This is a genomic window from Streptomyces sp. NPDC050211, from assembly GCF_040656035.1.
Lineage (GTDB): Bacteria > Actinomycetota > Actinomycetes > Streptomycetales > Streptomycetaceae > Streptomyces.
Genome location: NZ_JBFALC010000031.1, coordinates 1 through 12,661 on the forward strand (window position 1 = coordinate 1; position 12,661 = coordinate 12,661).

The 12,661-nt window shown below is 65.2% G+C and carries 16 protein-coding genes and 1 pseudogene; 13 read left to right on the top strand and 4 right to left on the bottom strand.

Translation table 11 applies throughout. The features are described from left to right. Window positions 1–298 (top strand): transposase (locus AB0I98_RS27285; RefSeq protein ID WP_362946249.1); only part of this gene is annotated, 298 nt, incomplete at its 5' end. A 452-nt stretch (window positions 299–750) separates the two neighbouring features. Here the strand turns inward: AB0I98_RS27285 and AB0I98_RS27290 are convergent. Both AB0I98_RS27290 and AB0I98_RS27295 read right to left on the bottom strand, forming a co-directional pair. Next, window positions 751–1,254, bottom strand: a complete 504-nt coding sequence (locus AB0I98_RS27290; protein ID WP_362946251.1) for a TIGR03618 family F420-dependent PPOX class oxidoreductase — start codon at window positions 1,252–1,254, stop codon at window positions 751–753. Between the two features lie 68 nt (window positions 1,255–1,322). Continuing rightward, complete coding sequence (locus tag AB0I98_RS27295) at window positions 1,323–1,472, bottom strand: hypothetical protein (RefSeq protein ID WP_362946254.1); 150 nt, start codon at window positions 1,470–1,472, stop codon at window positions 1,323–1,325. Window positions 1,473–1,903: 431 nt separating this feature from the next. Between AB0I98_RS27295 and AB0I98_RS27300 the strand changes: the two genes are divergently transcribed. From AB0I98_RS27300 to AB0I98_RS27320, 5 genes and pseudogenes are all read left to right on the top strand, one after another. Then, complete coding sequence (locus AB0I98_RS27300; RefSeq protein ID WP_362946257.1) at window positions 1,904–2,428, top strand: hypothetical protein; 525 nt, start codon at window positions 1,904–1,906, stop codon at window positions 2,426–2,428. Window positions 2,429–2,431: 3 nt separating this feature from the next. Beyond that, complete coding sequence (locus AB0I98_RS27305) at window positions 2,432–3,547, top strand: MAB_1171c family putative transporter (protein WP_362946260.1); 1,116 nt, start codon at window positions 2,432–2,434, stop codon at window positions 3,545–3,547. 23 nt (window positions 3,548–3,570) lie between these two features. After that, a complete protein-coding gene (locus AB0I98_RS27310) occupies window positions 3,571–4,758 on the top strand; it encodes an amidohydrolase family protein (protein ID WP_362946262.1) in 1,188 nt (395 codons plus the stop codon). A 66-nt stretch (window positions 4,759–4,824) separates the two neighbouring features. Beyond that, window positions 4,825–5,130: a hypothetical protein gene (locus AB0I98_RS27315; protein WP_362946265.1), complete on the top strand. Its 306-nt coding sequence runs from the start codon at window positions 4,825–4,827 to the stop codon at window positions 5,128–5,130. A gap of 70 nt (window positions 5,131–5,200) precedes the next feature. Beyond that, a pseudogene (locus AB0I98_RS27320) lies at window positions 5,201–6,060 on the top strand (IS5 family transposase); the annotation flags it as partial. An 18-nt stretch (window positions 6,061–6,078) separates the two neighbouring features. On the opposite strand, the gene AB0I98_RS27325 reads toward AB0I98_RS27320, so the two are convergent. Then, the gene (locus tag AB0I98_RS27325) at window positions 6,079–6,408 is read right to left on the bottom strand and encodes a hypothetical protein (RefSeq protein WP_362946267.1); all 330 of its coding nucleotides are present in this window, start codon (window positions 6,406–6,408) and stop codon (window positions 6,079–6,081) included. Between the two features lie 215 nt (window positions 6,409–6,623). Between AB0I98_RS27325 and AB0I98_RS27330 the strand changes: the two genes are divergently transcribed. Further along, window positions 6,624–7,712: an IS630 family transposase gene (locus AB0I98_RS27330; protein ID WP_362946269.1), complete on the top strand. Its 1,089-nt coding sequence runs from the start codon at window positions 6,624–6,626 to the stop codon at window positions 7,710–7,712. On the opposite strand, the gene AB0I98_RS27335 is transcribed toward AB0I98_RS27330, so the two are convergent. Next, the gene (locus AB0I98_RS27335; RefSeq protein WP_362946272.1) at window positions 7,709–8,557 is read right to left on the bottom strand and encodes a helix-turn-helix transcriptional regulator; all 849 of its coding nucleotides are present in this window, start codon (window positions 8,555–8,557) and stop codon (window positions 7,709–7,711) included. The genes AB0I98_RS27330 and AB0I98_RS27335 overlap by 4 nt on opposite strands. A 378-nt stretch (window positions 8,558–8,935) precedes the next feature. On the opposite strand from AB0I98_RS27335, the gene AB0I98_RS27340 reads away from it, so the two are divergent. The 6 genes from AB0I98_RS27340 (at window position 8,936) to AB0I98_RS27365 (ending at window position 12,651) form a co-directional block, all read left to right on the top strand. Beyond that, window positions 8,936–9,250 carry a transcriptional regulator gene (locus AB0I98_RS27340; protein WP_362946275.1) on the top strand — a complete coding sequence of 105 codons (315 nt, stop codon included), beginning with the start codon at window positions 8,936–8,938 and terminating at the stop codon, window positions 9,248–9,250. Continuing rightward, a complete protein-coding gene (locus tag AB0I98_RS27345) occupies window positions 9,250–9,636 on the top strand; it encodes a hypothetical protein (RefSeq protein WP_362946278.1) in 387 nt (128 codons plus the stop codon). The genes AB0I98_RS27340 and AB0I98_RS27345 overlap by 1 nt, the downstream gene beginning before the upstream one ends. A gap of 59 nt (window positions 9,637–9,695) precedes the next feature. Beyond that, the gene (locus AB0I98_RS27350; protein WP_362946280.1) at window positions 9,696–10,286 is read left to right on the top strand and encodes a WhiB family transcriptional regulator; all 591 of its coding nucleotides are present in this window, start codon (window positions 9,696–9,698) and stop codon (window positions 10,284–10,286) included. Window positions 10,287–10,772: 486 nt separating this feature from the next. Beyond that, a complete protein-coding gene (locus AB0I98_RS27355; RefSeq protein WP_362946282.1) occupies window positions 10,773–11,573 on the top strand; it encodes a hypothetical protein in 801 nt (266 codons plus the stop codon). Between the two features lie 83 nt (window positions 11,574–11,656). After that, window positions 11,657–12,301 carry an ATP-binding protein gene (locus AB0I98_RS27360; protein ID WP_362946524.1) on the top strand — a complete coding sequence of 215 codons (645 nt, stop codon included), beginning with the start codon at window positions 11,657–11,659 and terminating at the stop codon, window positions 12,299–12,301. Beyond that, complete coding sequence (locus tag AB0I98_RS27365) at window positions 12,301–12,651, top strand: DUF4326 domain-containing protein (RefSeq protein ID WP_362946284.1); 351 nt, start codon at window positions 12,301–12,303, stop codon at window positions 12,649–12,651. Before AB0I98_RS27360 ends, AB0I98_RS27365 begins: the two co-directional genes overlap by 1 nt. The last annotated feature ends 10 nt before the right edge of the window (window positions 12,652–12,661 follow it).

Below are 12,661 nucleotides of genomic sequence, written 5' to 3' on the forward strand. Positions count from 1 at the left end.
GGCCGCCAGGTCCACCGGTCTGCGCAACCTCCCCCTGCACCACACCGCCCAGAACCAGATCTGGCTGGAGATCGTGCAGATCGCCCTCGACCTGCTGGCCTGGATGCCGATGCTCGCCCTGACCGGCAGAGCCAGCTGCTGGGAGCCCCGCCGTCTGCGACTCCGTCTGTTCACCGCAGCCGGACAACTCGTCACTACCGGCCGCCGACGGATCCTCCGTCTGGCCCGGCACTGGCCCTGGACCAGCCACATCACCGCCGCCCTCGAACGGCTCACCCGACTGCCGAACCCCGGCTGACCAGTAGATTCCCCGTCCCAACGAACAGCATCACCAGCCCGGAGCAGTGGAACCCGGCGCCCACCCGACACGAAAGTCGGGCCCTCGGCCTGCCCATCAACCCGCAGGGAATGCAAAACGGCCCACCGACTCCGTCGGCGGACCGTCACGCAAGATCGAGGCTAAGACCGTTGCCGTACTCCCCGTCCATAACAGCGGAATTAGAACGCACTCACGACCCGGGCGCCAGCCCGCCGATTCCACCACTCAGGGAGCCTGAGACCCTTCTTGCAATCGACGACGGCGAGGACAGCCGCGGACTGCAACGCTGGCCCTAGTTCTGGGTTTTGGCGCAGACCAAATTGCGGGTGACGGAAAGTCCCTGCCGTCACCGAAAGCGACAACTCACATCAACCCCACGGGTGCCTGGGTTTCTTACACCCGAGCACCCGTGTTCGGTGTACGTGGCTGTACTACGCGGCAGCGCTTGCGGCACCCCGGGGGCGCGGAGCGTGGGTCTGCCCCATCGCCCGTTCTATCGAGATCCGGATGACAACCCGCTCAGGGTCCGGCGCCGGAGTACGTCCATAACGCTCTCCGTAGCGGGCAACGGCCTCCTCGACCACTGCGGCGTCCGTGCAGACCTCTGCCACGCCTTCGAGCGTGGCCCACCGGCCTCCGTCGACCTGGCACACCGCAACTCGGGCTGCACCGCCACCCTCAAGGACGTTGGTAACTTTCCTGCTGGATTTGCGGGTGATAACTCGGGCCACTCCGGCGGCGGCATCGATCGTCACGCCAACAGGCACGACATGCGGTCGACCATCAGGACGCAGCGTAGTCAACGTGCACAGATAGTCCTCATTCCAGAACTCCAGGTAGCCGTCAGATTGACTCAACAACGCGTTCGACATGGCCGAAAGCGTAATAGCGAGCCGTTGCCCCATCTGTCCGGAAGTGACCATGACCACATCCACTCTAGGCGGGTAATAAGTGCGATTCGAGCACTTATGCCGCAAGCCCCATGCGTAGAAAAGTATCGGATTCATAACAGACCAGCTTCCGCGCGTCGAGCCTTGAAGCGTTCACGCCAGAACGCAAAGCCCCAGCTCAAGAGCATGATCGTGATCATTGTCAGCCGATTTAGAACCTTTTGAGGGGTCGAGGCCCCCGACGAGCGATGCAGGTCGATCATGCTTTTTAGGCCACGTCCGTCACGTACTGTCCAAAGAGGTTCCCGAGAGCTCCGATGAGGCGGCTCACCGGGTGTTTCATTGCGCGTTCGCATCAGTGACATCAGCGTGACGAAGTGACCTGAATGCTCGGCAGCCGGCCCCCCTTGAGGGGGCCTGGCAGGGCATGCGGACACCCCCGTCTGCGGTCGTCTCCGGAGTTGGGAACCGGACGTCATCGACAGGGGCGCGGTGTCGCCCGGCTCGGGGGAGCCATCGGTTGGAGGGATCCTCAATGTGGTTGGGGAAGAACGGTCGCGACGCGGCTGAGTCAAAACTGCCCGCTCAGGGCGAAGCGAGCCGTCGACGCTTCGGGCGCTGGCGCACAGCCGCGAATCGGACGGTGGAGAGGGATCTGCACCGCCTGATTCGACGTGAGCTGCAAGACCTCGGGGTGACTCCCCCGCTCGATGTCGACGAACTCTGCCAGGCACTCAGCCGACGGCGCGGGCGCCCCCTGTACCTGCGCGAAGCTCCGCTGCCGAAGCCTGGACCCTCGGGGATGTGGGTCGAGTACGACGACTACGACGTGATCCTGTACCAGCAGGAAACAACCCGACTGCATCAAGATCACATCAAGCTCCACGAGATAGGCCACATCCTCGTAGCGGAGAACGAGGAGGCCGCAAAAAGGGCCGCGGGCGAGACGACGAAAGAAGCCCCTGCGGTCGACCCCGACGAGGAGACGGCCGTCTTCGTCGAGGGCTGGGCCACCATGCTGCCGGTGTTCCAGCCCGAGACGATTAAGCGCGTGGCCCGCCGATGCTCCTACGAGGACGGCGAGGAGTGCTCGGTCGAACTGGTCGCCACCATCATTCTGGAGTGGTCGTCTCTGCTGGACAGCTCCACTCCGCTGTCGGACGACCCTTCCCTCCGTCGTGTGGAGTCGGCTCTCGGTGACCGGCGAGGATGGCTGTAAACCGTGGAACTGCTACTCCTGGGGCTCGTGGCCGCTCTCGTCTGGAAGCTCTACCAGCTGAAGCGATCCCCTCATGACCCACCTCTGCGTTCCGTCACCCTCTGCCTGTTCTGCGCTGCGCTGTCGTACCCCGTGGCCATGCCCGGCGGCGCGTCCGGCGTCGACGCAGTCGCCGGCCACGGGACGGCGAAGCTGATCCAGAACCTGCTGTTGCTCCTCGCGGTGTACTTCTTGATGTGCTTCTACCTCTACTCCGCCGCCGACGAAGAAGCGGGCCGCCGCCGCGCCCGCAAGGAAGCCGTCGTCGTCGGAGTCGTTGCGCTGGCCATCACCGTGGCTGCGGAGTCGGTGCCGCACGAGGTCTTCGCCGGCAGCTTCAGCACGGCCGACATGACAATTCCGCAGATCGCCTTCTTCTACGGCGGCGCTGGTCTCTATCTCATGTATGCCCTCGGCATGGCGTGCCGGTGGACTCGCCGCTATGCCCGCATATCCCGGCGCCCGCACTCCACCGGGCTCTGGATGGCGGCCGTTGGCCTGGGGGCGATGGCGGTGGCCTGCGCGATCCGTGCCGTTTTCGTCGCCATTCGCTGGGCCGACGTAGAGCTACCCGAGCAGTTCATGACCGCCATCGCTTTCCTCCTGGTGGCATCCGTCCTGCTGTTCGCGGCGGGTATCACGTACTCCGGAGCACGCGCCCGGATCTCCTCTCTTCGACTCTGGCTCCAGCACCGGCGTGATCACCGTCGCCTCGCCCCGTTGTGGGAGCTGTTGGCGGAGACGTACCCCGACAACGTGCTGAGGCCGGCCTCCCCGGCAGCGCTGGACCGGTGGCGGGCCCGCGGCGTGCACCGGCGCTACCACCGCCGCATCGTGGAGTGCCGCGACGGTCTGGTGGACATCAGCCCGTACCTAATGGATGAGAGTGACGACAGCGAGGCCCTCAACATCGACTCCGCAGAGCTTGCCACCCGGCTCCGTCGGGCCTCGGCACGGATCGAGAAGGGGGTCCCGGCACCCCGCCGAGTGGTCCCCCTCGCCATGGCTCTGGGAAGCGATCGCGAGTCGGATGTGAAACAACTGATTGCGGTGTCCGACGAACTACGCAAAGCCGCATGACCTCCCATGATCTAGGAGTCACGATGCTGATCACCGGTGGACGGGTGCTTGTCGACTCGGGAACCTACCTGGAAGACGGCGCCGTCCTCATCGAGGGCGAATCGATCGCTGCTGTCGGGCCGCGCAAGGAGATCGAGGAGCAGGCTAGCGCCAACGTTCCTCGGTTCACGTTCGACGGCACCGTTCTGCCGGGCCTGATCGACGCGCATGTCCACCTGGCTTTCGACGGCAGTCCTGATCCTGTGTCCACCCTCCAGAACTCGACGGATGAGGTCCTGTTCGAGGACATGCGCCGCCGTGCGGAACAGCTCCTGCACAGCGGTGTCACCACGGCCCGTGACCTCGGTGACCGGGGTGGGCTGGCACTCCGTCTGGCTGCGGAGACCAACGATCGTCGTACGCCGGGACCGAGGATCGTGGCCGCGGGAACACCCGCGACCACCGTGGGCGGGCACTGCCACTTCCTCGGCGGCGAGGTTTCCGGTGAAGCCGAGGTCCGCGACCTCGTACGGCGCAACCTCGCAGCGGGAGCGGGGGTCATCAAGGCCATGGTCACCGGCGGCGGCCTGACGAAGGACGGCCCCAAGAGCCACCAGTCCCAGTTCACAGCAGAGGAACTGACCGCCCTGGTGGACGAGGCCCACAAGGCAGGTGTTCCCGTCGCGGCCCATGCGCACGGTGCTGACGGCATCACCGCGGCCGTGCAGGCGGGTGTGGACACCATCGAGCACTGCACGTGGATGACGAGCGGTGGCCTCGATTTTCGGCCTGACGTGGTCCAGCAGATCATCGCTCAGGGAATCACCGTCTGCCCGGCGGTGAGCCCTCACTGGCAGATGCTCCCGCGCTTCTTCGGTGAGGAGCGCGCTGCCGCGATGTTCGACCTGGTGCGACGGATGGCCGAAGCTGGTGTACGCCTGGTCGCAGGAACCGACGCGGGCGTGCAGCGCGCGGGCTTCGACGGCTTGGTTCCGGCCCTATCGTTTTACTCCCACCTGGGCCTGGCGAACGCTTCCATCATCGACATGGCGACGTCCGAAGCGGCCACGGCTCTGGGACTGGGCTCCATCACGGGGCGGATCGCTCCCGGCTACCGCGCCGATCTCCTCCTGGTGGACGGCGACCCGCTCGTTGATCTGGGCGCGCTGAAGGACGTTCGGGCCGTGTTCGCCTCCGGCTTGCGTCACGAACCCAACACCACTCCGGAGTAGAAGCAGGCCGGCGGGTGGGTCGGGCGGCAGCTGCGGCGGCTCGGCACTCGGTTCACAATGTGGATTATGGGCAGTTCTAACCTCCCTGACGATGTCGAGCAGTTCATGAACTTCATCGGCCAGAACGTCGTGGCGTCCGGTGGCTTCGTCTTCGAGGAGAGGCAGCTGATCAAGACGGAGATGGAGTACGAACGGGGCCGCTGGCTGCACGTTCACCCCACAGCTCTCCGAGACAAGTGCGTTGCGATAGGGCTCTCAGACGCAGAGGCTACTGAGGTCGTCGGGTGGCTGGGCAAGATCCGTGAGGGTAAGCACTTGCGCCCTCACAGGGCGCGTCGTGATCACCGCTATCAATGGCCGGGCTCCAACTAAGGCGTGTCCGACGGATCGCGTGACCGAGCCACGCTGACGTCGTTCCGGCCAGCGTGGGGCGAGGTGAGCGTCGGATCAGCAGTGGGCGCGGCTTGAGCCGCACCTACCGAAGAGCACGGGGCGGGGCGGGCGGTGGACGTGTCACCGCAAGGTGATCAACGGGATCTTGTTCCGCCTGCGGACCGGGATCCCGTGGAGGGAGCTGCCCACCCGGTTTGGGAAGTGGAAGACCTGTCATGACCGGCATCGGAGGTGGTCGGCTGACGGCACGTGGGAGAGGGTGCTGCGTGCCGTTCAGGCTGATGCCGATGCGGAGGGTCGGATCGACTGGTCCGTGGTCAGTGTTGATTCCACATCTTGCCGCGTCCATCAGCATGCCGCCGGGGCCCGCCGGGCGCCGGCGCGAATACCGGGACGGCGTGGACGTCCTGCCCATCACCGGCCTGATGAGGGGATCGGTCGTTCACGCGGCGGGCTCACCACCAAGATTCATCTGGCGAGCGACGGCGGCTGCCGGCCGCTGGCCATCCTGGTTACCCTCGGTCAGTGGGGCGACGCCCCGCAGATGATCCCGGTCCTGGACCGCATCCGTGTCCCGCGGCCAGGTGGCGGGCGCCCGAGAACACGCCCGGACCACGTCTGCGGCGACAAGGCATACAGTTCCCGTCGCAACCGTCGTTACCTGCGGCGACGGCAGATCCGGCACACGATCCCCGAGCGCCGGGACCAGCAGGCCAACCGCCAACGCCGTGGAAGCCGCGGCGGCCGACCACCGGCTTTGACCGGGTCTGCTACGCCCGTAGGAATGAAGTCGAGCGAACGGTCAACATGCTCAAAAGCTCCCGGGCCGTGGCGACGCGCTATGACAAGAGAGCGTTCATCTTCCACGGCACGGTCACTATTGCGGCGATCCGGCTCTGGCTCCGGTGAGGCCTTGCCGGGGGAGCCTTAGCCGAAGCTGACGTACGTCGGGTACGGGGCCGTGTACTCGTCCGATTGCCGGGATCCGAGGAACCTGCTGGAGGACGTGCAAGTGCTGTTCGTGTACAGGCGGGCATCCGTGTCGGTGTCGTTGGTCGCCTGGCGGGCGCCACCCGGGATGGCAAGGCACTGGCCGTTCGGCGTCGAGCCGAGGAAGGTCTCGCGTCCCGTATCGGCGCGTGTGTAAAAGAACGTCCCTTCTGCTGCCTGGGCGGATGTGGCCATACCGGTCACCGCCATCAGCGCCGCCGCACCAGTGATGGCGGCGATCCTTGCCGAGCGCCTCAGTGCATGCATGGTCAGATCTCTTTTCTCTCCGAAGGGACCGCTGGTCCGGAGAAGCCCGCCCCCGGCTGGCCACGCGTCTCTCACCCACCCCTGACGGGAAATCACCCACAAGAGGGGCGTTACTCCAAACGGCGGAACCGCCACCTGCAGCACGATCACGCGACCCGTCGGACACCCCCTAGTGACGTGAGTCGTTAGTTCGCTTGCGGTTGTAGGGTGGGGCGATGCCAGGTCCGAAGCCGTTGTCGCTGGAGTTGTCCGATCACGAGCGCCAGGTGCTACGAGGCTGGTTGCGCAAGCAGACGGCGTCTCAGGCGCTGGTGCTGCGGTCGAGGATCGTGCTGGCGTGCGCGGAAGGCCTGTCGAACGCGCGGGTCGCGGATGACCTGGGCATCTCGCGGGAGACCGTACGCAAGTGGCGGTCCCGGTTTGCCGCGGACCGGCTGGAGGGTCTGGTGGACCGGCCGCGTTCGGGGGCGCCGCGTAAGATCACGGACGAGCAGGTCGAAGCCCTGGTCGCCAGAACCCTTGACCAGGCGCCGCCGGCGGGTGATTCGCACTGGTCGACGCGTTCGATGGCCGAGGCGGCGGGCATGTCGCAGTCGGCTGTCTCGCGGATCTGGCGGGCGTTCGGCCTCAAGCCGCACATCGTGGAGACCTGGAAGCTGTCGACCGACCCGCAGTTCGTGACCAAGGTCCGCGACGTGGTGGGTATTTACCTGTCGCCGCCGGAGAACGCTCTGGTCCTGGCGGTGGACGAGAAGTCGCAGATACAGGCACTGGACCGGACCCAGCCCGTGCTGCCGATGGCGCCGGCCACGCCGGCGAAGATGACGCACGACTACGTCCGGCACGGCACGACCAGCCTGTTCGCCGCCCTGGACATCGCCTCCGGGTCGGTCATCGCCCAGCACTACCGCCGCCACCGCCACCAGGAGTTCCTCCGCTTCCTGAAGGTCATCGACGCCGCCGTCCCCAAGGACCTCGAACTCCACCTGGTCCTGGACAACTACGCCACCCACAAGACCGAGCCGGTCAAGAAGTGGCTGCTGCGTCACCCCCGCTTCCACCTTCACTTCACCCCCACCTCGGCGTCCTGGCTCAACCTCGTCGAGCGCTGGTTCGCCGAGCTGACCTGCCGCAAACTCCGCCGCTCGGCCCACCGCAGCGTCGTCGAACTCGAACGGGACATCCGCGGCTGGATCAACGAGTGGAACAAGAACCCCAAGCCGTTCATCTGGACGAAGACCGCCGACGGCATCCTCGACACCCTCGCCGCATACTGCACACGAATTAGCGACTCAGGACACTAGTCGTTGGCGTCGGGGTCGGCCTTCTTCTCCAACTCGGTCGCAAGATCGTTGAGGATCGAGAGGACGTCGGCCGGCAGGCCCTCGGAACCGATCCCGCGGGCTCGCACTCGGCCAACCTTCCCCTGCTTGGCCGCTGACATCAGGCGAAGCCCTTCGTAGACCTGACGGGCGACAGCGTCGTCCGGCTCGAAGTACATACGAGCGACACCGAAGAACTGGGCGAGACCTTCCAGGACAACCGGCGCGGGGGCTTCGTCGGTTCCCGTTCGAAGGGCCTCGACTTTCGCGGCCGTAGTGACCTGCGAGCCCGCGTAGGCGTTCACCGCCTCCGCGATCTCTTCGTCCCCCGGGGCGGTCCCCGCCGGGTACGAGCGTTCCAGGAGGAGAGTGATCTTCTCGGCGAGTGTCCGCGGAGGCTCCTCAGCCTCCGCGACCGCAGCAGACTCGTCCTCTCCGCCTTCTCCGAATGACCGCTCCTGCGCGCGCCTCAGCTCGTCCTCGGTCACGCCGTAAGCCTCCGCCAGGGGAGGGATGTACCTGTCCTTGAGGCGTCGGATCCCTTGTTCCGCTCCGGCTACCGGACCGTCGCTCTTGGTACCGATGATCGCTTTCGTCTCGTACCGGTAGAGGCCGGCGTCGCACCGCAGGTCGGTGAGATCGGGCAAGCCGTCACGGGGGAACAGCTCGTCCAACGGCCGCTTGAGCACCCTGGCGAGGGCCGGCAGCTTCTCTTGATCCGGCACGCTTGCGCCCGACTCCCATCCCGCCACCGTCGAGTCCGCAGCACCTAGGGCAGATCCCACGTCGGCCTGCGAGACGTCGGCGGCTCGACGTACCGCGCGCACACGGGCTCTATCGAAGCGGCGAGCTGGCATCGGACCTCGTTTTTTGGATGAACCGGGGAAACGCCGGACTGTTGACTTTCCGGAGGAACCAAGATAGCTTCAGTTTAGCGAAAAACGAGGGGGTTCGCACCCCCGTCTGCCTTCGCGCACCCGTTGGCCCTCACCAAGGGACCAACCCGGTGGAGAGGAGAAGCCGCTCACGACTCGCGCGTGTTCCTTCCCCTCAAAACGCCATCGGCGTCCGAGAGTTCGCACCTCTCGGACGCCAGACAGCTCGTGATCCGCTGCCCCCAACGGGAGCTCTAGATCACTCGCACAGCCGCTCCGTGTCCTTTCGCACGGCACTACGGAGCGGCGTACCACAAAGAGGAGTGTCGCATGTCCCCTACTGCGGACTGCAACCCGAAGCCGGAGATCGATTCCGAACCGGCTGAACGGCTGGCTGCACAGCTGACGTCCATGCTGCCCGGGGCCGCCGTCGTACAGGTTCGCCTCCAGGGCCCCCGGACTCCGTGGCCCCACCTGGGGCTAACCGCCGTGAACGAACGCGGACACGTCCTGCGGGTACCCCGAGCGAAGGCGCTCACGATCGCGCGATGGATCATCCGCTCGTTCCCGCAGGCCGGGTGGGCAGCCTCGGGCGGCCACGTCTTCGATCTGCGGACGGCTCAGCTGCGCGGGCTGGAAGCGTGATGGCGGCCGTGGCACCGGCGAACGCAGGCCCGGCCTCCATAGGGCCCATCGAATTGCAGGGGCTCGCCGCCGTGGTGAACCTGCTGGCTCAGGCTGGCGGCCTCGATGCACTGCTCAGCAACAGGTCGTCAGAACTTCGCGACAAGCGTCTGCACATCGGATATGGCGAAGCGGCTGAGCGGCTGAACATTCCGGAGAAGTGGCTGCGTGAGCGCATCTCAACACTGCCCCATCGAAAGTTCGGAAAGTTCGTGCAGTTCACGGAGGCAGACCTCCGCGCCATTTCTGACATGCATTTCGTCAACCCGGGCGCAGCATCCGAAAAGGATGGCACGTCAGCGTTGATGTCGCTTCAGCCCTCTAAGCGCTCGCGTAAGCGCTTCTGATCTCCTCTTGCGCTCGTACGCGTACAGCGTGCGGCGCCGTGAACATCGTGAGATGCAAAATGAGCACTGATATATACCGTCTCGTCGAGGCTGCACGTCAGGGAAATTGGTCGCCTCTCATAGAAGAGTCGAAGAAGGCCCCCGGAAAGCACTGGGCGGAAGACGCCAGGTGTTCCAACCAAGACATCGAAATCTTCGTTCCCGTCTGGGATGGCCCCCGCGAAGATCCCGACCTTGTGAAGCACAAGCTGGGCACGGACCTTAACCGGCCGCGTAATCTCTGTGCATCGTGCCCACTGGCTGTGGCTGCCCGGTGCCTGGTCGAATCTCTGAGGGATGACGACGAATACGGCATTCGAGCTGGCCTTCTGGCTTCGGAGCGTTCCGCACTGCGCGCCGCATGGCAGCAGCGGGCGAACGAAGACACCATCCAAAGTGCTATTCAAGGCTGTACCGCGGTGCTGAGCAAAGTCGAGCGGGACGCGGTGATCGCTCGTTTCGCGACAGACCCGTCATTGGAACCTGCCGCTGTCGCCCGGGGACTCGGAGTTACGCACGAGTATCTGCTGAAACTCGCGCGACGCCACCGGAAGAAGTCCCAATCCAGGCTGGCCGAATCCTTGCCTACTGGCAGCGCTGACGCAGCCTGACACGCCTCCTCGAGGAAACGATTCTTCCAGCAAGGCAAGCCTTGCGATCACGGGAGTTCTCCCCATGCCTCAGAACAACCCCGCCGCTTCGGCGTGCGCAAATCTCAGTGCGGCGATCCGCGAAATAGCTCCCACGGCAGTCCTTGCCCGCGTGTATCCAGAGCGCCGGTCTGTTACCCACCTCTTCGAATCGGACTTCTACCGCATGCTTATCGACCGACGAACCGAAGAAATAGTGGCACACATGATCAGGCGGAATTTCGGCGATTCCGCCGATTGGCGCCGCGCCCATGATTTCTACCTCCCGACCGGAACGTTGTACCTCACTCCCGAACCGCATCAGACCGGGTACATCCCTGAAGATGATCACTCTTTTGGCCTTGCCCTCGTCCGTCGCATAGCGATAGATGGGACTTGCTGATGAGCGACATAGCGACCGAACTGGTTTGGTCACAGTCCAAGTCATGCAGGGGCTCGCGTCTGGTCATGCTCGCGCTCGCCCGCGAGGCCGACGATAAGGGCAGGGCCACCCTGACCCTGGAGGAGATATCCGCCCTCACCCAACTCACCGCTCGCTCGATAACGAAGTGCCTCGGGGAGTTGACGACGCTCGGCGAAATCAGCCGCGAGCGCGGCGGGGGCGCCTCGAACCCCAACAGCTACTCAATACTCCTGTTTAACGAGGGCACTGAGACCCCGGCTGGTTCAGAGACAGAACTTTCATCTCCGCCTTCCGAAGCATCGCAAGGGGGAACGAGGTTCCACGAAGTTTCTTCCCACAACTCCCCCTCGATGACGGCAAGTGGGAACTCTCTACACCGAGACTGGGAAATCCCTTCCTCGCGCGCGCGTGGTGGTAATACTCCCTACGGGAGTATTACCACCACAAAAAAGCAAGCTAGCTTGCCTGGGGCGAGCCGAAACCACCACCAAACGGCCCATCAGGAGTCGGTCAAGGTTCCTGAAGGCGCCAAGGATCTGGTAACAGCCATCACTAATGCCGGAATGCTCGTCGGCTGGCGGCTGACCGAATCGGAATGGGATCGGGTAACAGCTCTCGCGGCCCGTTGGGGGAATGAACGGCTGGTCGACATGATCGCGCGGCGATGGAATACCGACCGACCCCCACAGTCGGCCCGCTACCTGCTTCGCATCTGGGCAGACCTCCCATCGCACGCATCCGCAGCGGCGTCCCAAGGCAACGTCGTGCCACTGCGTCGGCAGCCCGGAGGATGGGCGCCCTTTCAGAACACAGCCGAACCCAGTGCTTACCAGAACGGATTTTGATCATGGCAGAGCCGGAACGCGCAGGTAACGCCCGGTCAATGCGCCGCCTGGAACAAATACTGGCCGCGAAAGGAATTCAGGTCGTGCCCGACAGCCCCGCCGACGAATCACCGGAAGAAAATCCGGGAGACCGCGAATGGCACCGCCGTGCTCGCGCCGAGTACGCGCTGAACCGGTGGCGGACCGCGACCCCTCCCCGGTTCAGCGACGCTGAAGCGACGGTGCCGGAGGTCACCGCGTGGGCTGATCGCGCTCTCGCGGATAACACTGGCGCTGGCGCTCTCCTCCTCACCGGCCTCACGGGCACGGGCAAGACCCACCAAGCCTACGGAGCCCTGCGGCGGATCGCGGCCGGCGGGCCGGACCGGTTCGAGCTGATCGCCGTCAACTCGGCAGACATGTACGGCGACCTGCGCCCCTCGCAGGTCATGGGTACGGCGGAACGGGAACTGCGGAAGCTCAGCGAGGTGCAGTACCTGCTGCTCGATGACCTCGGTACGGCTAAAACCTCGGAGTGGACCGAGGAGGTGACGTATCGGCTCATCAACTACAGGTACAACCACTGCTTGCCGACGATCATCACGTCCAATTTGCCAGCCCGCGACGACAACGGGCCGGACCTGACCGACTTCGTCGGGGCCCGGGTGGCGAGTCGCCTGGCAGAGATGGTGACGACCCTCGTCCCGATGATCGGTGCCGACCGGCGCCGCGGTGGGAGGGCGGCGTGATGCCCGTCCGCCTCCGTGGAGCGTCCCGCGACGCCGCTGCACTGTCCACAGCCTGTGCATACGTCGGCCCTCGCAGCCGGTACGCGAACCCGTTCACGGCCGGGTTTCCGTCCCCGCTCGGTCCCCCGATGGACGCTGCGGAGTCGGTGGACCTCTTCGCGGCCACGCTCCGAGGCCCAGTCGGACGCCACTACGCCGCTCGCTTCGCCCGAGCGCTGCGGGGACTCGACCTGATGTGCACATGTCCCCTTGATGCCCCGTGCCACGCGGATGTGCTGCTCCGTCTCGCCAACGAAGCCAGCGACGACTCCGTAACCCGAACCAACCATCTTCTGGAAGGCCCCCGATGAGTCACCCGCT

Excerpts from the sequence above, each read along its gene's own strand:
- AB0I98_RS27295 (WP_362946254.1), bottom strand. The coding sequence starts at position 1,472 with ATGATCGACCTGCATCGCTCGTCGGGGGCCTCGACCCCTCAAAAGGTT.
- AB0I98_RS27345 (WP_362946278.1), top strand. The coding sequence starts at position 9,250 with ATGGCGGCCGTGGCACCGGCGAACGCAGGCCCGGCCTCCATAGGGCCC.
- AB0I98_RS27340 (WP_362946275.1), top strand. The coding sequence starts at position 8,936 with ATGTCCCCTACTGCGGACTGCAACCCGAAGCCGGAGATCGATTCCGAA.
- AB0I98_RS27350 (WP_362946280.1), top strand. The coding sequence starts at position 9,696 with ATGAGCACTGATATATACCGTCTCGTCGAGGCTGCACGTCAGGGAAAT.
- AB0I98_RS27315 (WP_362946265.1), top strand. The coding sequence starts at position 4,825 with ATGGGCAGTTCTAACCTCCCTGACGATGTCGAGCAGTTCATGAACTTC.
- AB0I98_RS27365 (WP_362946284.1), top strand. The coding sequence starts at position 12,301 with ATGCCCGTCCGCCTCCGTGGAGCGTCCCGCGACGCCGCTGCACTGTCC.
- AB0I98_RS27355 (WP_362946282.1), top strand. The coding sequence starts at position 10,773 with ATGCTCGCGCTCGCCCGCGAGGCCGACGATAAGGGCAGGGCCACCCTG.
- AB0I98_RS27310 (WP_362946262.1), top strand. The coding sequence starts at position 3,571 with ATGCTGATCACCGGTGGACGGGTGCTTGTCGACTCGGGAACCTACCTG.
- AB0I98_RS27330 (WP_362946269.1), top strand. The coding sequence starts at position 6,624 with ATGCCAGGTCCGAAGCCGTTGTCGCTGGAGTTGTCCGATCACGAGCGC.
- AB0I98_RS27325 (WP_362946267.1), bottom strand. The coding sequence starts at position 6,408 with ATGCATGCACTGAGGCGCTCGGCAAGGATCGCCGCCATCACTGGTGCG.